This window comes from Limosilactobacillus alvi (assembly GCF_016900115.1).
GTDB lineage: Bacteria > Bacillota > Bacilli > Lactobacillales > Lactobacillaceae > Limosilactobacillus > Limosilactobacillus alvi.
Genome location: NZ_JACJJQ010000010.1, coordinates 1 through 19,525 on the forward strand (window position 1 = coordinate 1; position 19,525 = coordinate 19,525).

The following is a 19,525-nucleotide window of genomic DNA, read 5'->3' on the forward strand; positions in this document are numbered from 1 at the left end:
TTTTTGATTAAATCAAAAATCATAGTTCGCATTTTCTTAGTTAGAAGCTAGAAAATAATAGTTAATTCCCAGCCTCCGTCTTTTTTGTTTCGATCGTTATTTTTGCATAATTCTACATTTCCATGCCCATCTTCTTGTAGGAGTCCATTCCACCAAGCCAAAGATGATCCATGTCAACGCCCCGTTCTTTAGCAAAGGCCATCATTAGGTCCATATGGTTAAGGAGCGGATATTCTTTGTTTGGATCAGCTGGATCAATAACCTTCAATTGGGCCATCATCCCGCCGTCTTCGTGTTCAATGATGTGGCAGTGATACATGAAGACTCCGGCAACATCAAACCAAACCTTAATTCGAACGTGCTCACCAGGATTAATAGCGACTGTGTCTTTGAGTCCGGTTTCAGTTGGAAGCGGAGCATGACCATCCCGGGAGATTACTTTAAAGGTGGTTCCATGCATGTGGTAAGGGTGGATCATGCCGGGTTTACCGTTTGTATTGTAAATATCCCAGATTTGAACTTGACCCTTTTGCATCGTGTAATCAATCCGATCCATTTGGAACTTTTTTCCGTTCATTGCTACCATTTCATCCATTCCATCAAGAGTAACGTGGTGAATTGGTAATCCTGGGGTAACTTCGGGGTTGGGAACATCAAAAAGTTTAGTTGGAAGTTCTTGATGATTAGGCTTAAATTCGTGAATCCAGAATTGAACCAGTGGAGTTTGATCCGTGTAAAGGGTAACAACATCGCCAGGTTTGCAATCACCAAAGTCAACAATAACTTCGGCCCGTTCAGCACAGGTTAACATCAATTTAGTTAGTTTAATCGGCTGAGGCAATAGGCTAAGATCGCCCGCAATTTGAGTCATAATTCGATTATCATCAAAGTGTAATCGCCATTCCCGTCGGTTGGCCCCGTTAAGGAAGCGGAGGCGAAGTTTTTGGGTGGTAACATCAAAATAAGGGTTAATTGTCCCGTTAATCATTGGGGTTGGACCAGCAACCCCATCAGGGTCGTAATCGGCCCGATAATCCCATTGGTTATTTTCGTGGAACCGCCGGTCTTGGAGAATAAGTGGAATATCATCAACCCCATAATTTCGTGGTAGGGGCAATTTAGCTTCATGTTGGTCAGTAACAATTGCTCCAGTAGCCAGACCATGCCAAACTTGCGCCGCTGTTTCCGGACATGGGTGAGCATGAAGCCAGGTGAAGGCCGCTGGTTGATTAATCTTAAAACTGACATCCCGACTTTGCCCAGGATATACAGGAGCGTGACAACCACCGTCTTCAATTGGTCCTGGAATTGCTAAGCCATGCCAGTGGAAAGTTGTTAGTTCGGGTAAGTGATTTACCAGATGTAAGTGGTAGGTCTTTCCGCGTTCGTAGTGAACGATTGGCCCTAATAAGCTTCCGTTGTAACCCCAGGTCTTTGTCTTTTCCCCAGGGAGTAATTGAGTTTCACCGGCTTGGGCCGTTAAGGTATACCAAGTTTCGTTGGCAGTTTGTTTGTCTGGTTTCAAAAGGGGCGGAATTGTTAGCGGTTTGGTAGGCGCATCAGCGACTTTAAGCGGGACGTAGCCACCGTCGTGATAGTCGTAGGCACTTTCGTCATAGAAGTAATGATCAATTGTCGTCATAAAAATGCCTCCTAAAATTATATTTCGCATTAACTATAACGCGGTTTTATAATTTTCACTAGGTAGAATTACAAATTAGTAAAATAAGTTTAGGACAAGCTAAAAATATTCTTTACAATTAGTAATTCTGGAGTAGTATAGAAAATGAAGCAAAATAGGCTTGAGTACTGGATACAAGAGAGGAGAAAAATTAATGTTTGAAATTAAGCCAAAAAAATTTCATCGTATTTTGGTTGGGGTTGACGATGCACCGGATGCCCGGGCTGCTTTTTCTTACGCTGTTGATAAGGCGAAGCGTGATGGTTCTGAATTAGGGATTGTTTCAATTTATGAGACGAGCGAAGTAAATGTTTATCAAATTTTAGATCGTGATTTTACTCACTCTAGTCGGGATGAAATGGAGAACCGAATTGATCAATATACTCAGGCAGCAATCGATTATGGGATTGATCCTAAGAAGATCACGGCGATTGTGGACCAGGGAGAACGCCCGGCGGAGCGAATTTGTAATCACGTGATTCCAGAATATGAACCAGATCTTTTAATTATTGGGTCAATTGGTAAAAAAGGAAGTCGGAAGACGGTCGGTTCGCAAGCTTCCTACATGGTTAAACATTCAGGAACCTCGGTTTTTGTAATTCAAACGGCTGATGAATCGCAAAAGTAAGTAGACATCGTTTCGCCTTTTGATATACCAAACTAAATATTGAAAATGGGACAACGAAGTCATTGATGATCGTTGTCTTTTTATTTGAATTTTAAATATATAATGGTTCTAAGTAATATTGGAATATTGAACGCAAAAGCTTGATTTAATTTCCTCCCAGTTTATAATGATTATAAATAAAGAAGAGGGGAATAATTATGGCAAAGAAAATGTCACTTGCACAAAAGGTGAATGTTATTCGAGCTAGTGTTATGGGGGCAAATGATGGCATTATTTCAGTGGCTGGAATCGTTATTGGGGTCGCAGCCGCAACTAACAATGCTTATGCAATTCTAATTGCTGGGCTTTCCGGTAGTTTAGCCGGAATGATTTCCATGTGTATGGGGGAGTACGTTTCGGTAAGTACTCAAAAAGATTCGCAACAACGCGCAATTTTAAATGAACAACAGCGAATTAAAGAGAATTTTCAAGCTGAATTTGACTACGTTAAGGGAAAATATCTTGCTCAAGGAATTGCGCCGGCCTTAGCTTATCAAGCCACCCAGGAATTGATGGCTGATGATCCCTTAAATACGGTAGTTCAAGAACGATATGGCTTTAATCCAAAAGATTTTACCAATCCGTATGCCGCTGCGGTAGCTTCATTTATTTCCTTCCCCCTAGGCTCAATTTTACCAATGGTGGCAGTTACGCTGACCCCACCTAAGTTCCGGATTTTAGGCACAATGGTTGCAGTCTTAGTTGCTCTGTTAATTACGGGCTACTTAGCCGCAGTTCTTGGAGATAACCCTAAACGTGGAAAAGCGATGCTTCGTAATGTGGCTGCTGGTTTACTAACGATGGGAGTAACCTTCTTAATTGGGCAACTCTTTCGCGCTTATTGAGCATTAAAAGGGGGAAGTAAACGTGACGAACGTAAAAGTAAAGCGGGTTGATAAAACAACGCAAACAATGGAGGAAAAGCTAAATGTTTTGCGGGCTGGCGTTTTAGGCTCAAACGATGGAATTTTAACCGTTGTGGGGGTTTTGGTTTCGGTTGCTGCTGCCACAACAAATCATTTCACCATCTTTATTGCTGGTTTATCAGATTTATTGGCCTGTGCCTTTTCGATGGCGGCTGGTGAATATGCATCCGTTTCAGCTCAAAAGGAGACTGAAAAAGCAGCAGTTGCTAAAGAAGCAGCCCTTTTAAAAACAAATTGGCACGGTCAAATGCAAACCGTTAAAGACTTCTATGTTCAACGGGGAGTTCAACCTGATACGGCCGAGGCAATTGCTAAAGACCTCTTACAAAAAAAGCCGTTAGCCACGGTGGTTCGGGTAAAATATGATATTGAACTTGGTCACTACTTAAACCCGTGGGATGCTTCTTTTGCCTCCCTTTTTTCGGCAGCCTTGGGTGGTTTACTACCTTTAATGGCGATGACCTTTGTTAACGGGAACTTAAAATGGTATGCAACGATCTTGGCGGTTGCCGTTACCTCTGCTTTGACGGGATACTTATCAGCTAGACTTGGTGACGGTTTGACCCGCCGGGCAGTGATTCGGAATATAATCATTGGGTTAATTACGATTGCTATCCACTATGGAGTCGGTAAGTTATTCTAAAAATTTTAACTTCGTTGCTGAATAACATGCGGCGATGAAAGAGAGGAGGTTGGGAAAAAAGCTCCTTGACGGCCTGGTTGGGATAAGAAGAGCGAAGGTTGATTCATTAGAATCGGCCTTTCGTTCGCACTTATCCGTTAAGGCCGTGCTTTTTGACCTTAGTTACTAAGTAACATTCGGAGATGACAAAGAGGCCGGGAAGAAGCATTTGTTTCTTCCCGGCCTTGTTTTTCTTATTTTACCGGATCGCCTAGAATTTTTACTAACTCATTTTTTTGTTGCTTTTTTGCCTAGTTAGTTATATAGTTAGTTACACAAGTAATTAACCAACTAACAAGGTGGTTGAGGTGGTGAGAAAATGCATTTTGAATTTGATCAATCCGCACCGTTATACCAACAACTTGCGGACCAACTTGCGGAAATGATTTTTACTGGAATTTTTAAGGAGGGTGAACAAGTGCCATCAACAACGCAACTTTCTCAAGAACTAAATATGAATCCAGCAACGATCTTAAAGGGGATGAATCAGCTGGTTGATCAGCATTTACTAGAGAAACGGCGGGGGCGGGGGATGTTTGTCCTCCCCGGGGCCCAAAAACAGCTAGCTCATCAACACCGGGAAGCTTTTTATCAGGATTATGTTGCTAGTTTAGTTACTGAAGCACAACGTTTAGGAATCGACGAAGAACAGCTATTAGCACTAATTAAACGGGGGTACCAAAATGGAAAAGCTTAAGGTGCAGACAATTACGAAACGTTATGGTCGCAAAGTAATTCTTGATGCAGTGAGTTTTGAATTACAACCCGCAAAGATCTACGGCTTGTTGGGTCGCAATGGGGCAGGAAAGAGTACCCTGCTAAATATCATAACTAATCGGATTTTCGCTAACCAAGGGGCAGTTATGCTGGGTGAGCAAAACGTGAATAATAATCAAGCCAGCCTCGGCCAATTTTATTTGATGAGTGAAGCTGAGCTTAACTTAAAGCATACGAAGATTAAGGATTTATTTAGTGGGGCAGAATTAGCCTATGGTAATTTTGATTTTGAAAATGCCCGACGAATGTTAACTGCTTTTAAAATCAGTGAAGATCAAACTTTAGCCAAACTTTCAACGGGATTAAAAACGGCCGCTAAGTTAACAGTCGCTTTGAATGTCAATGCAGATTATATTTTTCTTGATGAACCAACCTTGGGATTAGACGCAAATCACCGCGAACTGTTCTATCATGAATTAATGCGGACATATGGGGAACGGCCCCGGACTTTTGTAATTTCAACGCACTTAATTAATGAAGTCCAACAACTTTTAGAAAATGTGATTATCTTAGATCGGGGCAAAATCATAGTCGATGAACCAGTGATTGATTTGTTAGCAAAGGCTTATGAAATTAGTGGACCGTCTAACTTAGTTGATCAATATACGCACGGTTTAAAAATCTTAACGAGTCATAATTTTAGTCGGATTAAGACCGTTACGGTTGTTGAAAAACTAGCTGAACAACGTACCTTACCAGATCAGGTTAAGGTTGATCATCTTGACTTGCAAAAAACTTTTACAGCATTAACGGATGGAGGGAATGAAGGTGAATAAACGAATTAGCGGCTTAATGAACTGGATCATGCGATTATCAGTTTGGAGCTTATTGATTGTGTTCGGGGTCAACTTGGTTTTCTGGGCGTTAAGGATTATCTTGAAACTCTTAACCCGAAGTCACATGAGTCTCACTGGCGAATTAACAAATTTTGTTGTGAATTTTGGAATATCAATTGAGATTTGGGGCGTCATTTTACCTTTATTTATCGCTTACCCATTATTTAAATGGGGAATCCAATATGGTTATTCCCGCTGGAACATTTGGCTAGCTAATACCGCTTCCTTAGTAATTTGGATAGTTGTAATTTGGCTGGCTCATCTTTTGAAGAACGTTGTTGATTACCAACAAATGGGACTGCATCATGCAACGGACGGTTTAGGTTGGGATTTAGTTGCTGTGATCGAAGGAGTTTTAACCTTGGCAGCGATCGGAGCGGGGTTTGCCCTCTTAAACCGGCGGTGGAAATGGATTATTGGAATTGGCGGGCCGGTCTTAGCATTCTTTATCCTTGGGAGTTTAATTCGTTTAATCTTTGTCACTTTTGATTCCCAAAGTTTAGCTAACTTCTTTGCGGTCTTAAGTTTCAATTGGATGGGAGTACTCTATGGTTTCCTTTTTATCTGGGCCTGCTTAATGTTTGGCTTGATCTATCTTTTCTTTATGCGGATGCAATTACGACGTGATTAAACAAAAGTCAAAAAGGCCATAGTTAAGAAATGTTGACTGGCGCTCGCAAAATTCTCTAGCTAATGGTTGATTCCGCTTACTTATCTCACAAGATCGTCTAGCAGTTTTCTTACTGCCTCATTTTTGAAGTTAGGCTCGCCAAATATGAGGTTTTAGTGGTATGATAATATCAGTTTATTCCGATCAAAGCTTAGAAGAAAAAAGATAGAAAGAGGGTTTCGGGCGACAAGATGACGCCGATGAAAGAAGACTATTTAAAAATTATTTTTGAACTTGGTGGAATGAAAAAACAAGTTTCAAATAAACAAATTTCACTAGGCCTTGGGATTGCTGCTGGTTCAGTAACGGAAATGATTACTAAGTTAGATGAAGAGGGCTTAGTTGCCCATCAACCATATGCAGGGATTCAATTAACGGAACATGGTTTTAAAGTGGCAGCTGAATTAGTTCGTAAGCATCGCCTTTGGGAAACTTTTTTGGTTGATAAACTTGGGTATAGTGTGGCCGATGTTCATCCTGAAGCCGAAGTCCTGGAACACGAAACAAGTGACCGTCTGGCAACGGCTTTAGATGACTTTTTAGGCCATCCCGAAAGTTGTCCTCATGGTGGTATGATTCCCAATGCAGCTGGTGAATTTAAGAACGTTAGTCATCGTCTCTTATCTGATGCTGAAGATGGTGAGATAATCACAATCGAACGCTTCTTAGATAATCACGAATTACTAACTTACCTTAGTGAGCTAGGCATTCAACTCCATGATCGTTTTGAAGTTATCAAGCACGAGCCTTTTGAAGGCCCATTGGTTGTTAAGCAACTCAGTGACCAGAAAACGATCAGTATTTCTTTTAAAGCCTCACATAATATTTTTATTAATGAAGTAAAGTCTTAAATTTTTGGTAAAAGCGGATGAAGAGCGAGTAACAACATGAAAATGTGGTATACTCATTCCCAGTGAAGTCTAGCTTAGGAGATTGAAATGTTAATTCAAAATGATGCAAAAAGGTGGCAACGCCTCCTCGTTAGTACGGTCCTATTTATTGTAATTGCCGCAATGGTTTATAAAAGTACCATGTTAATCGGCACTCTTGATTCGGTTTTACAAACCCTCTTTACCAATAATCATCCTAACGCAACTGGGGGGATGAAGGTTGTGATGACCCTAATTTCCTTTATCGGGAGCCCAAAGATGGATCTAGTCTGGGCTTTCATCATTGCCTTCTTACTTTGGGGATTTAAGTATAAAATTCCGGCTCTTTGGACTTTGGGAGTTATTTTTGGGGGCGATGTTTTAGGAGCGATTGTTAAACATGTGATTAAGCGGGCGCGGCCAGCGCAACACATGGCAGCCGACAATGGTTTTTCTTTCCCAAGTGGTCACGTCTTAGGTGGCTTTTTAATTGCCGGGATTTTAATGTTAGTTGTCGTTCCGATTATTCAAAGTGAATCCATGCGAGTGATTTGCCAAATATTGTTAGTTTTTTATGTTGCTTTATTGGCAATCTCCCGGGTTTACTTATATGCTCATTTTCCAACCGATACAATTGGTGCAATGCTCTTAGCATATGCTTGGCTTCAAATTGCAGAATATCTGTATGTAATCTTTGCGCCGATATTAAGTCGTTGGAAGTTTGTAAGTAATTCATACGTTTAATCAATTGAGGTTAGCGAAGGATGGAAGTCCAAACTAGCCTCTTTTTAATTAAAAATAGCAAAGATCATTAGATCCTTTATACTAGCAGAGAGATATGGGCACAAAAAGTAAATTATTTCCTGGGAAATATGGGGTGGATAAAATGAGTACAATTAAGGATGTTGCCAAGGCAGCCCAGGTTTCGGTTTCGACAGCTTCGCGGGCGTTAAATGATAATCCACGGATCAGTGATGCGACTATTGCCAAGGTAAAGGCAATTGCCGAACAATTAAACTACCAACCAAATAGTTCAGCCAAGGCCCTCTCAAAGGGGGAAGTCAATATTGTGGGAGTAGTTTTTCCAGTTACAAATGAAACGGCACCGGCAAATCCTTTTCAACTTGATATTATTCGGGGAGCAAACACGGAACTAGTGGATAAAAACTATGTCTTGGCAACTGCAATTTGTCAGGATAAGGCTAGCCTGCTAAAAAACGTTCAGGCGATGGTTGAACAATCCAAAGTTCATAATTTTTTGGTTCTTTATGCTGAAGAGAAAGATCCGATAGCCGATTATCTTCGAAAAACCGGCCAAAATTTTGTGGTAGTTGGTCAACCAACGCAAACAACCGACCGTTACATCAACAACGATAATATCTTAGCAGGAAGGAAAGCAACTAGTTACCTTTTAGAGCATAAGCAAGCCACGGCTCCAATTTTGGTTCGTTCCGCCAAAAAATGGCAGTATGAACAGGATCGCGAAATTGGATATCAAGAAGCAATGCTGGCTAAGGGGTTAACACCGCTAGTGTACGAATTAGAAAAAAATGATCCAAAAGCGTTTTTTCTTGAACATCCTACGATTGACGCAATCATTTCCGTGGATGACATTAATCTTTTGCGCTTCTATAACCAACTTACAACGATTAACTGGCCAACAAGCTTACCAGCAATCTGTTTTAATCGAAGCCGCTTGCTCAGCCTAGCTAGCCCAACGGCGATTAAGGTTGATATGATGCCGCGGAAATTAGGAGCTAAAGCGGTTCAGTTATTATTCAATCGTAAAACGCAAAGCCAATTAGTTGGTTTTAAAATTATTGATTCGTAAACGAAAAAGTTAAAGAAAAATTTTGATCAGGGTTTAATTCCTAAATGCCTAGTGCATCGGGGGATTAAACCCTTTTTAAGTGATGACTTTTGTGCAAACGGTTGTAAAAAAAGTTGCGCAAACGGTTGCACAAATTGAAGAGCTCTGGTATATTGATACTTGAAAAGATTTATGAAGCGCTTACACGAATCTCTTGCAATTATTTTCTAGATGCTAATAGTTCTTGGTTAAACAAGAAGAAGGAGATTGAAGATATGAGTGAAAAGTCATCAGCAGGGTTACCAGCCTTGTCTAAGAGCATGATTTGGATGATCAACTTCGGGTTCTTGGGGGTTCAAACTGCCTTTACCCTTCAAAGTTCTCAAATGTCACGAATCTTCCAAACCATCGGAGCTGACCCTAACAATTTAGGATGGTTCTTTATTTTGCCACCACTAGCTGGTCTAATTGTGCAACCAATCGTTGGTTACTATTCTGACCGGACATGGGCACCGAAGCTTGGGGGACGGCGCTTACCTTATTTGATTTTAGGGACTTTAGTTGCCGTAATCGTGATGTTACTGTTGCCAAACTCAGGTAGTTTTGGCTTCGGGTATGGCTCTTTAGCGGCGCTTTGGTTTGGGGCGATTACCGTCGCTTTCTTGGATCTTTCTTCCAACGTAGCCATGCAACCATTTAAGATGATGGTTGGGGATATGGTTAATGATGATCAAAAGAGTTATGCTTACGGGATCCAAAGTTTCTTATCCAACACCGGGGCGGTTCTAGCTGCGATCTTCCCATTCCTCTTGACTTGGTTGGGTGTTGCTAATACCGCTAAAAAAGGGGTTGTGCCACAATCCGTAGTTGTTTCTTTCTATGTTGGGGCCGCTTTGTTAATTATTACGAGTGCCTTTACGGTTTTCCGGGTTAAAGAATATGATCCAGCTACTTACGCTCGTTACCACGGAATTGAAGAAAGTGATAACACGCAAGGAGGTAACTGGTTTACCCTCCTTAAGCAAGCACCAAAGGCCTTCTGGACTGTTACCTTAGTTCAATTCTTCTGTTGGTTTGCGTTCCAATACCTCTGGACTTATTCAGCCGGAGCAATCGCCAAGAACGTTTGGAATACGACTAATGCAACTTCCGCTGCTTACCAAGCGGCTGGTAACTGGTATGGGGTCTTAGCTGCCGTTCAATCAATTGCTGCCGTGGTATGTTCATACATCTTGGCCAAGGTACCAAACAAGTACCACAAAGCTGGTTACGCAACGACTCTTTTGCTTGGGGCCCTTGGATTTATTTCCGTCTTCTTCATTCACTCACAAGGGGCTCTGATCATTTCATTCGTCTTAGTTGGGATTGCTTGGGCCGGAATGAACACTTACCCATTAACGATCGTTACTAACGCCCTTTCCGGGAAGCACATGGGGACTTACTTAGGCCTCTTCAATGGATCAATTTGTTTACCACAAATCGTGGCTTCGCTCGCAAGTTTTGCCCTCTTCCCATTACTTGGTAGTTCCCAAGTAAACATGTTCTTACTTGCCGGGATTGTCTTGGCATGTGGGGCATTGAGTGTTACGACGATTAAGGAAACTTTTGCTGAATAATTTACCTGCTTAGTGAGAAAGGAATTTTACCAATGAAACAAACTTTTGATATTGCACCATGGCACGTAAAAACAAGTACCTGGTCACCAGAAGATAAGCGACTCCAAGAATCAATGACCAGTTTAGCCAACGAAAATCTTGGGATGCGGGGTTTCTTTGAAGAAGGTTACTCCGCAGACAAGATGGAAGGGGTTTACCTTGGCGGGGTTTGGTTCCCTGACAAGACCCGGGTTGGTTGGTGGAAAAATGGTTATCCAAAGTACTTTGGAAAGATGATCAATGCTGTCAACTTCTTGAAGTTACCAATCACGGTTAATGGCGAAGCGCTTGATTTGGCTAAGCAAACACCAACCGACTTTAGTCTCGATTTAGATATGAAGCACGGGACCTTTACCCGGACCTTCAACGTTGAAATTGGTGGCGCTAAGTTACATTTCGAATTTGTCCGCTTTGTCAGTGCAGTACAAAAAGAATTAGTTGGTCAACAAGTAACGATTAAGAACCTTTCTGATCAAGCGGTTAAGGTAACGGTAACGAGTGCGATTAATGGTGACGTCTACAATGAAGATGCCAACTACGATGAACAATTCTGGGATATTTTGGATCATACCGCTAATGACAATCATGCCCTGTTAGTTTCTAAGACTAAGCCAAATGATTTTGGAACCCCACAATTTACGGTGGCAATGAAGACGACTACCAAGACTACGCTCAGTCACTTAAAGGACCAAGTCAGTGAAAAAGAAGTTGCCAATATCTTTGAAGCTGACTTGGCTGCTGGGGAAAGCACGATTATTGAAAAGCGGACAGTGGTTGCAACTTCCCGTGATTTTGATACTCAAGAAGCTTTGGTTAACCGGGTTGATGAATTGAGTGCCCAACTGGATGCCCGGAGCTTTGCGGATCTTTTAAAGGATCACGAGGCTGAATGGCAAGCTCGGTGGGACAAGTCGGATGTGAAGATTAATGGGGATGAAGGGGCCCAACAAGGGATTCGTTTCAACCTCTTCCAACTCTTCTCAACTTACTACGGAAATGATTACCGGCTTAACATTAGTCCAAAGGGCTTTACTGGTGAAAAGTACGGTGGGGCAACTTACTGGGATACTGAAGCATACTGTTTACCAGTTTACCTAGGGGTTTCCAACGCCGAAGTTTCCCGGAATCTATTGATGTACCGGTATAACCAATTAGATGGGGCTTACGTCAATGCAAAGGAACAAGGCTTAGCTGGGGCCTTATACCCAATGGTGACCTTCAATGGGATTGAGTGCCACAACGAATGGGAAATTACTTTTGAAGAAATTCACCGGAATGGTGACATTGCTTATGCCATCTATAATTACACTAACTACACCGGTGACAAGTCCTATGTTCTTCACGAAGGGGCAAAGGTCTTAACCGAAATCTCACGGTTCTGGGCTGACCGGGTTCACTACTCTCAACGGGCAAACAAGTACATGCTCCACGGGGTTACCGGTCCCGACGAATACGATAACAACGTAAACAACGACTGGTACACGAACCTTCTTTGTCAGTGGACTTTGAAGTACACTCTTGAAGTACTTGAAGAAGTTGACGAGGAAGTCGCAGCCGACTTAGCCGTTAGTGAAGATGAAAAGCGGAAGTGGAAGTCGATTGTTGATAATATGTACCTTCCATACGACGAAGAACGGCGGATCTTCCCTGAAAACGACGGCTTTATGGATAAGGATCTAGTTCCAGTGGGCGAAATTCCAAGTGATCAATTACCATTGAACCAAAACTGGTCATGGGATAAGATCTTACGGTCACCTTACGTTAAGCAAGGGGACGTTATTCAAGGAATTTGGGACTTTATGGATGACTTTACCCCAGAAGAAAAGAAGCGGAACTTTGATTTCTATGAACAATTTACGGTTCACGAATCAAGTCTGTCAGCTTCCGTTTACTCAGTCATCGCTGCTGATATTGGTTACGAAGACAAGGCCGTTGAAATGTACGAACGGTCTGCACGGCTAGACCTTGATAACTACAACAACGATACGGCTGACGGTCTCCACATTACTTCGATGACTGGGAGCTGGATTGACATTGTTCAAGGATTTGCGGGGATGCGGGTTCGTGATGGTAAGCTTTCCTACAAACCATTCTTACCAAAGAAGTGGGATTCCTACCAATTCCGGCAACAATTCCGCGGCCGGGTTATTGAAATTACCGTTGACCAAAATGGGGCTAAGGCCGAATTGATTAGTGGGGAACCATTAGTCATTGAAATGGCCGGTAAGGACCTTGAATTAAAGTAGACAAAATTTCTAAATAAAAAACAGGGCGGAGAAATATTTTTCTTGGCCCTGTTTGAATCTTGGAGGAAAACAAATGAAATTTGAAGAATTAAAAGGGTTTGCTTTTGACTTAGACGGGGTAATTGCGGATACAGCAAAATTTCACAGCCAAGCTTGGCATCAAACTGCTGATAAAGTTGGTACCACTTGGACACCAGAATTACAAGAAGCCTTAAAAGGGGTTAGTCGGATGGACTCCTTAGAAATGATTCTAAAAGCTGGTGGCCACGAAAATGACTACACCCAAGCCGAAAAAGAAGCTTTGGCCGCGGAAAAGAATGAAAACTACGGGAAATTAATTGCTACTTTAACTCCTGATGATATTTTACCGGGGATGAAGGCTTTCTTAGATGAATTAGTTGCCAACGGCTACAAGCTTTCCTTGGCTTCCGCTTCAAAGAATGCCCCGAAGATTTTAAAGTACCTTGGGCTTACTGATTACTTTGTGGGAATTGTAGATCCAGCAACCTTGCATGCTGGGAAACCCGATCCCGAAATTTTTGCCCGGGCCGCTGAAATTCTTGATTTACCTGCTAACCAGGTCGCCGGTTTAGAAGATTCTAGTGCTGGGATTGAATCAATTAATGGGGCCGGTGAACTTTCAATTGGGATCGGTTCTCAATTGAAAGCCGCCAAGGTAATCTTTAACAGTACCGCTGAAGTTAGCCTCGCTAATATAAAGGCGGCATTGGCGGAATAATCGTTTCAACACTGACTTATTTGTGATATTTTGCGGATGGAAAAAACTCCTTGATGGCTTGCTTGGGATAAGCAGAACGCAGGTTGATTCATTAGCATCGACCTTGCGTTCGCCCTGATCCGCTAAGGCCGTGCTTTGGGGCGAACCAGCTACGGCTTTGACTGTCGTTGCTGAGTAACATTCGGAGATGAAAGAAAGGGTGAGAAGAAGCCTCGCGTTTCTTTTCACCCTCTTTTTTCATCTCAAATTTCCAGTCGAGGTAGTGACCAATTATTAACTGAATTTAAAATTGATGATGATCTGATTTCATCCATTCGCAAGCCATGTCAACCCAGTGGGCAACGTGGGGTTGGTTACCTTCTGGATGATGAGCAACCAAGCCGTTGGCGATGTCCATGCCGTGAGGGCCGTGCTCAAATAAATGAATTTCCTGGGAAATATTTTGGGCTTGTTGAGCGAGAAAATAATTTAAACTGTTTTGGGCAGGAACGATTGGATCGTCAACTGTTGCCCAAATAAAAGTTGGCCGGTTAGTAGCGGTGACGTGATGACTAGCGCTAAAGAAGGCGGGATCATCTGTCCATTGATTGCGAGTCGTTTGGTCAGTTGGAAAGCCGGCATCAAAATCAATAACGGGATATCCTAAAACAAGGTCAGTGAAACTGAGGTCACTTGCAGAATAGCCACTTGACTTGGTGAGCCATTCACTATCCCAATAGTCGTTGTAAAGGCCGGCGATTTGTCCCCCAGCGGAAAAGGCCATTAGGTGAAGGCGATTGTTTAGGTGCCATTCAGACTGGTGAAACTTGATTTGATGAACAGCTTCCGCAACATCAAGTACTGGGGCTGGATAAAGGGGTGTTTGTTGACTGACAAAGGTGTAGCGGAGAATGAAAACCGCATAGCCTTTAGCTGAGAACGCTAGCGCTGTCTTTTCGGACTCTTCTTCGGGAATATGAGTCATTGAACCACCTGGAATGATCAAAAGGGGTTCGAAGACTTGAACTTCACTATTAGGAGTTGGTGTTTGTAAGTATGCCGTCATGGTTGCTTGGGTTGCTCGCTTGGCGCTCTTGAGGGATTGAGTTAAAATTTCCATATTAACACTTCTTTCAAATATTTTATCTGGAGGCATTATAGTGCAGAATCAAGTTCAAGAAAAGGGATGCTGGTTAACTCCGGATGATCTTCTTAAAGTGCAAGCGTTACTTAGTGACCATGCATTGGCCCTGGCAGCAGGGATAACCTTGGTTGCGGACCGCAACATCCAAATTTGGGCATTAAATAATTGGCTTAGCCAACAGCGACTTTGGGGGATCTGGCGTGGAAATGATTTAATTGGCCTAATCTCTGCCTTTCCATTTAATGAAAAGCAAACGGAATTAGGATATTTACTTCGTCAAAATGAGTGGCACAAAGGAATTATGGGACGTGCAGTTGCGGCCTTTCTTAAAGCCAATCCAGATAATCATTGGGTTGCTAGGGTTGAACCACAAAACGTGGCCTCTCAACGGATTTTGGTTAAGTGTGGCTTTCAACAAATTGCTAAGTCGGCAACTTGGCTTGAATATCAACGGGGATCAGAAAGGGATCCCTTTACTTGCATAAAAAACAGATCCCCGTTATAATAACTAAGATTATTTAAGAAGAGGTTGCATCCTTCAAGAGTAAACCGACCGAGGTAAGCAAGTACCGAAAGGCGGTGGAAAGGGAATGGTGCCGAAACCAAGCGTTCCTTGCTAAGCGATTGGTTGGGCCGACGTTTAAGAGACGCCGGACTGTCGCGAAAGTCGCGGAGCGCTTCTACGATCGTACTAATTAATAGTGGGGTTGACCGAGCGTTTGGTGGTTAGCCCCTTTTCTTATACAATTATTTAAGATTAATTTAGGAGGAATAAGTTATGGATGGAAATGGTGAAGGACAAATTAAGCGGTCCCTCCAAACCCGTCACTTAACCATGATTGCCCTTGGGGGCTCGATTGGGACGGGACTCTTCATCGCTTCGGGTTCCGCAATTACAACTGCCGGACCTGGAGGGGCTTTGCTTGCTTATGCGGTTATGGGGGTAATGGTCTACTTCCTGATGACCAGTTTAGCCGAAATGGCGACCTACATTCCCTTAACGGGATCATTTGCCGCTTATGCTGGTAAATTTGTTAGTCCGGCAATGGGGTTTGCTCTCGGCTGGAATTATTGGTTTAACGGGGCAATTACCGTACCGGTTGAAATCACGACTGTTGGGATTGTTATGAACTTCTGGTTCCCGCACGTGCCGGCCTGGATGTTTAGTGGGGCGATTTTCTTAGTTATCTTCGTGATTAATTACCTCTCAGTTCGTTCCTATGGGGAAACCGAGTTCTGGTTAGCTTTAATTAAGGTCTTGGCTGTGGTTGCCTTCTTAATTGTTGGGGTCCTTGTGATCTTTGGAATTATGGGTGGTAAGGCCCCAATTGGAATGCGGAACTTTACCTATAAGGATGCACCGTTTGTTCATGGGTTCCCAGGAATTATTACAGTTTTCCTAGTTGCCGGGTTCTCATTTCAAGGGACAGAAATGATTGGGATTGCAGCTGGGGAATCAGCTCATCCAGAAAAGTCCGTTCCAGAAGCCATTAAGTCAACTTTCTGGCGGATCCTGTTGTTCTACATTTTGACGATTTTTGTGATTGCCGTTATTTTGCCATATACCAACAAGAACTTGTTGAGTGCCGATGTTCAAGACGTCGTTACGAGTCCATTTACCTTGATTTTCCAACGGGCTGGTCTCGCTGCCGCAGCTAGCGTGATGAACGCGGTGATCTTAGTAGCGGTTATCTCATCAGCTAATTCCTGGATGTATGCTTCAACCCGGATGCTTTATTCCCAAGCACGGGAAGGCTTCGCTTGGAGGATTTTTGGAATTGTAAACAAGCGGGGAATTCCAATCTATGGTTTACTTGGAACGACGGTGGTCGGCGTACTTGTTTGGCTAACTCAATTTATTGGGCCAGAAGCCTACAACTATCTTGTAGCTGCTTCCGGTTTGTGTGGTTTCATCGCTTGGTTTGGGATCGCAATTAGTCACTATCGCTTTCGGCGGGCTTTCGTTGCTCAAGGACATGATTTAAGTGAATTAAAGTACCACGCTTTGCTCTTCCCCTTCGGCCCAATCTTTGCCTTCATCCTTTGTATCATCGTAATTGCTGGGCAAAATATTGATGCCTTTGTTAAGCTTGATTGGTCAAACATCTTGATCACCTACATGAGTTTACCGATTGTTGTGATCTTGTTCTTCTACTACAAGCTTCGTTACGGTTCGAAGTTGATCCCACTAGAAGAAGTTGATCTTTCCCGGAGCACAAAAGGTGAACAGTACGAAACTAAAGAAGAAGAGTAACAATAAAAGAGTTGTTCTAAGGCTAATTAGAAGTTGTGAAGGTAGGGAATCTAATTTTCACAGCTTCTTTTTTTTAGAGAAGCGTGTATAATGAAAAACGTTGCTTTAAGCTCGAATTGGATATAAGAGAGGAAGAAAACCATGATTGTACTTGCCGGAACCATTGGCGCTGGAAAGACTAGTTTAACGCAATTACTTGCCGATCATTTGGGGACCAAGGCTTACTTTGAATCAGTTGATGATAACCCGATTTTACCTTTATTTTATAAGGATCCGCAAAAGTATGGCTTTCTCTTACAGATTTACTTTTTGAACCGCCGGCTTGAAGAGATCAAGGCCGCTTCTTTGCAGAAGTTAAGTGTTCTGGACCGATCAATTTTTGAAGATGACTTGATGTTTCGGATGAACGCTGATTTGGGGCGAGCCACTGAAACAGAAGCGGATATCTATGCTTCGCTTTTGAAGAATATGATGGAAAAATTACCAAACCAACAAACGGAGAAGAAACCGGATTTATTAATTCATATTCAAGTTTCTTTTCCAACGATGCTAGAACGGATTAAGAAGCGGGGCCGGGCTTACGAGCAAATTGAGACTGATCCAGCCCTGTACAATTATTACCAAGAATTGAACCATCGTTACACAAGTTGGTATGATCAGTATCAAGAAAGTCCAAAGATGTTAATCAATGGGGATCAATACAACTTTGTGGAAGATCCTAAGGCCGCCCAAACGGTGTTAGAAATGATTGATGAAAAACTATCAGCATTAAATTTAAAATAGAGTTTGACAATTTAAAGTAAAAGGCTTAAACTGTAATAGTTGGTTTAAGCCAATACGGAGGATTAGCTCAGTTGGGAGAGCGTCTGCCTTACAAGCAGAGGGTCACAGGTTCGAGCCCTGTATCCTCCATTTTTTTATAATTATATGCGGATATGGCGGAACTGGCAGACGCGCAAGATTTAGGTTCTTGTGTCCTTGTGGCGTGGAGGTTCGAATCCTCTTATCCGCATCTTGAGGAGGGTGGTTTACATCCTCCTTTTCTTTCTACTAAAAAAGCATTACCTAAATAGAGATAAACCGTTTTGCCTAACTAGCCAAACTTTTTTAGTAAAATAGGAAATTAATGTTGACAGAAATGAGGTGCTCCTGTATCATATATAGATGTTGAGAGGATAACTTCTTAATTGTAGGTTAATCAAATGCGGAAGTAGTTCAGTGGTAGAACATCACCTTGCCATGGTGGGGGTCGCGGGTTCGAATCCCGTCTTCCGCTTTTTAATTATTTTGCACCCATAGCGCAATTGGATAGAGTGTCTGACTACGAATCAGAAGGTTGAAGGTTCGACTCCTTCTGGGTGCATCGACATCGGAAATTAGCTCAGCTTGGTAGAGCACTGCGTTCGGGACGCAGGGGTCGCAAGTTCAAATCTTGTATTTCCGATAAATACGTACGGATGAGTTCAGCAACCAAAAGTGTTGTTGAGCTCTTTTTTTATTTCTCTCTGATGCCATGCGGTAGAATAGCAGTACACTATATTCGGAAACGAGTGATAATTATGAAACGCTTCGTTAACTTAATCAGTTTAGCATTTTTAAGTTGGGGGTTATTATATGTCCCGGATAGTCAGGCTTCGGTAACGAGCCCGTTAGACGGAGTCAACGCTTTTTCAACGGCTACTGATGATATTACCGATTTACCAGATTCACCCCAAGCTCAACGTGCTGCTGCCAAACAACTTACGATTCCGAGTAGTTCGCCAATTCCCTTAGAAGGTTATCGTTGGCCGAGTCGACAAATTACGGTGTACATGGCCACTCAGGATCATCAGGTGCAAGTAGCCTTTCCAGTGGCGGTCAAAAAGTGGAATCAAACTAAGGCCGTCCATTTACACTGGATTAAAAGTCGGCAACGGGCAGAAGTGATTGTGACTGATGGGGATCTCCAAACAACTGGAAATAGTAATGTCGGTTACGTTACCAGTCAATTAGGATCCACCGAAACCCAATTTAATCCCGATACCCATGCCATGATCCGAGCTAAATCAACGCTGGATGCGGCCAAATTGCGATACGTAAACCGGCAGTATCGGGACCACGTTGCGGAACATGAATTAGGGCATGCTCTAGGCCTTGCCCATGCCCCTGAAGATTATCAGAGTGTAATGATTCCCCGGAATATTCGAAGGGGGATTAGTAAATTAGATCGGCAAGCACTTCGAAATTTATACGGGCTTAATTAGTTAAGGAGATCGTGGTTTCCTTGCAATCGTTTTCTTAATTCACAATCTCGTGCTATAATTAAGGCATTCATGACTTTGAGGTTGTGAAATTCGATAAAGGGTGTGGAATTTATGGCAAGTGTAAAAGATGGTTGGCATAAGGTCTTAGGTCATGATGTTTACGTTGAAGATGGTGGGGTGACCCATGGTAAACGAGTTACCGAAGATGGGCAAACTCTTGCTATTTACCCATACCGCCGGGAAGAAATTGGCGGTGACCAAGCCTTTTGGTTAACGACGGGTGTCTCCTTATCAACGCTTCGTCGAGGGCTTCAAACAGGTCTGTATTCCTTAGCTTAGGTGGTTAC

The 19,525-nt window shown here is 42.6% G+C and carries 19 protein-coding genes, 5 tRNA genes and 1 riboswitch; of the genes, 22 read left to right on the forward strand and 2 right to left on the reverse strand.

Translation table 11 applies throughout. The features are described 5' to 3' along the window. Positions 1 to 112: 112 nt before the first annotated feature. Positions 113 to 1,642: a multicopper oxidase family protein gene (locus H5993_RS03160; RefSeq protein WP_204776196.1), complete on the reverse strand. Its 1,530-nt coding sequence runs from the start codon at positions 1,640 to 1,642 to the stop codon at positions 113 to 115. A 193-nt stretch (positions 1,643 to 1,835) separates the two neighbouring features. On the opposite strand from H5993_RS03160, the gene H5993_RS03165 reads away from it, so the two are divergent. From H5993_RS03165 to pgmB, 12 genes are all read left to right on the forward strand, one after another. Next, entirely contained in the window at positions 1,836 to 2,309 is a 474-nt protein-coding gene (locus H5993_RS03165; RefSeq protein ID WP_204776197.1) for a universal stress protein, read from the forward strand. Positions 2,310 to 2,503: 194 nt separating this feature from the next. Beyond that, complete coding sequence (locus tag H5993_RS03170) at positions 2,504 to 3,193, forward strand: VIT1/CCC1 transporter family protein (RefSeq protein WP_204776234.1); 690 nt, start codon at positions 2,504 to 2,506, stop codon at positions 3,191 to 3,193. Positions 3,194 to 3,260: 67 nt separating this feature from the next. Further along, complete coding sequence (locus H5993_RS03175) at positions 3,261 to 3,917, forward strand: VIT1/CCC1 transporter family protein (protein WP_180872174.1); 657 nt, start codon at positions 3,261 to 3,263, stop codon at positions 3,915 to 3,917. A 358-nt stretch (positions 3,918 to 4,275) separates the two neighbouring features. Further along, positions 4,276 to 4,653: a GntR family transcriptional regulator gene (locus H5993_RS03180; protein ID WP_204776198.1), complete on the forward strand. Its 378-nt coding sequence runs from the start codon at positions 4,276 to 4,278 to the stop codon at positions 4,651 to 4,653. Next, entirely contained in the window at positions 4,640 to 5,509 is an 870-nt protein-coding gene (locus H5993_RS03185) for an ATP-binding cassette domain-containing protein (protein WP_204776199.1), read from the forward strand. Before H5993_RS03180 ends, H5993_RS03185 begins: the two co-directional genes overlap by 14 nt. After that, positions 5,502 to 6,200 (forward strand): hypothetical protein, encoded by a 699-nt coding sequence (locus H5993_RS03190; protein ID WP_204776200.1) that lies wholly within the window; start codon positions 5,502 to 5,504, stop codon positions 6,198 to 6,200. The genes H5993_RS03185 and H5993_RS03190 overlap by 8 nt, the downstream gene beginning before the upstream one ends. Positions 6,201 to 6,430: 230 nt before the next feature. After that, positions 6,431 to 7,090, forward strand: coding sequence for a metal-dependent transcriptional regulator (locus tag H5993_RS03195; RefSeq protein ID WP_204776201.1), 660 nt, complete (start codon positions 6,431 to 6,433; stop codon positions 7,088 to 7,090). Positions 7,091 to 7,177: 87 nt separating this feature from the next. Next, on the forward strand, positions 7,178 to 7,852 hold the full coding sequence (locus H5993_RS03200) for a phosphatase PAP2 family protein (RefSeq protein WP_204776202.1): 675 nt from the start codon (positions 7,178 to 7,180) through the stop codon (positions 7,850 to 7,852). Positions 7,853 to 7,994: 142 nt separating this feature from the next. Further along, positions 7,995 to 8,939 (forward strand): LacI family DNA-binding transcriptional regulator, encoded by a 945-nt coding sequence (locus H5993_RS03205; RefSeq protein WP_204776203.1) that lies wholly within the window; start codon positions 7,995 to 7,997, stop codon positions 8,937 to 8,939. A gap of 254 nt (positions 8,940 to 9,193) precedes the next feature. Then, positions 9,194 to 10,534, forward strand: coding sequence for an SLC45 family MFS transporter (locus tag H5993_RS03210; protein WP_204776204.1), 1,341 nt, complete (start codon positions 9,194 to 9,196; stop codon positions 10,532 to 10,534). A 32-nt stretch (positions 10,535 to 10,566) separates the two neighbouring features. Continuing rightward, complete coding sequence (locus H5993_RS03215; RefSeq protein ID WP_204776205.1) at positions 10,567 to 12,819, forward strand: glycoside hydrolase family 65 protein; 2,253 nt, start codon at positions 10,567 to 10,569, stop codon at positions 12,817 to 12,819. A gap of 73 nt (positions 12,820 to 12,892) precedes the next feature. Continuing rightward, a complete protein-coding gene (pgmB, locus tag H5993_RS03220; RefSeq protein ID WP_204776206.1) occupies positions 12,893 to 13,558 on the forward strand; it encodes a beta-phosphoglucomutase in 666 nt (221 codons plus the stop codon). A 283-nt stretch (positions 13,559 to 13,841) separates the two neighbouring features. Here the strand turns inward: pgmB and H5993_RS03225 are convergent, their stop codons facing one another. Further along, positions 13,842 to 14,657 (reverse strand): lp_1002 family arylesterase, encoded by an 816-nt coding sequence (locus tag H5993_RS03225; RefSeq protein ID WP_204776207.1) that lies wholly within the window; start codon positions 14,655 to 14,657, stop codon positions 13,842 to 13,844. 40 nt (positions 14,658 to 14,697) lie between these two features. Between H5993_RS03225 and H5993_RS03230 the strand changes: the two genes are divergently transcribed. From H5993_RS03230 to H5993_RS03275, 10 genes are all read left to right on the forward strand, one after another. Next, positions 14,698 to 15,186 (forward strand): GNAT family N-acetyltransferase, encoded by a 489-nt coding sequence (locus tag H5993_RS03230; RefSeq protein WP_204776208.1) that lies wholly within the window; start codon positions 14,698 to 14,700, stop codon positions 15,184 to 15,186. Positions 15,187 to 15,196: 10 nt separating this feature from the next. Further along, positions 15,197 to 15,369: riboswitch (Lysine riboswitch) on the forward strand. 90 nt (positions 15,370 to 15,459) lie between these two features. Continuing rightward, a complete protein-coding gene (locus H5993_RS03235; protein WP_204776209.1) occupies positions 15,460 to 16,935 on the forward strand; it encodes an amino acid permease in 1,476 nt (491 codons plus the stop codon). 141 nt (positions 16,936 to 17,076) lie between these two features. Beyond that, entirely contained in the window at positions 17,077 to 17,718 is a 642-nt protein-coding gene (locus tag H5993_RS03240) for a deoxynucleoside kinase (RefSeq protein ID WP_204776210.1), read from the forward strand. Positions 17,719 to 17,774: 56 nt separating this feature from the next. Then, a tRNA-Val gene (locus tag H5993_RS03245) sits at positions 17,775 to 17,847 on the forward strand. A 17-nt stretch (positions 17,848 to 17,864) separates the two neighbouring features. Continuing rightward, positions 17,865 to 17,947 (forward strand) — tRNA-Leu (locus H5993_RS03250). A 192-nt stretch (positions 17,948 to 18,139) separates the two neighbouring features. Continuing rightward, positions 18,140 to 18,211 (forward strand) — tRNA-Gly (locus tag H5993_RS03255). 13 nt (positions 18,212 to 18,224) lie between these two features. Continuing rightward, positions 18,225 to 18,298 (forward strand) — tRNA-Arg (locus H5993_RS03260). A 7-nt stretch (positions 18,299 to 18,305) separates the two neighbouring features. Next, positions 18,306 to 18,379 (forward strand) — tRNA-Pro (locus tag H5993_RS03265). Between the two features lie 115 nt (positions 18,380 to 18,494). Further along, positions 18,495 to 19,178: a matrixin family metalloprotease gene (locus H5993_RS03270; protein ID WP_204776211.1), complete on the forward strand. Its 684-nt coding sequence runs from the start codon at positions 18,495 to 18,497 to the stop codon at positions 19,176 to 19,178. Between the two features lie 111 nt (positions 19,179 to 19,289). Next, a complete protein-coding gene (locus H5993_RS03275; RefSeq protein WP_180870575.1) occupies positions 19,290 to 19,517 on the forward strand; it encodes a hypothetical protein in 228 nt (75 codons plus the stop codon). The last annotated feature ends 8 nt before the right edge of the window (positions 19,518 to 19,525 follow it).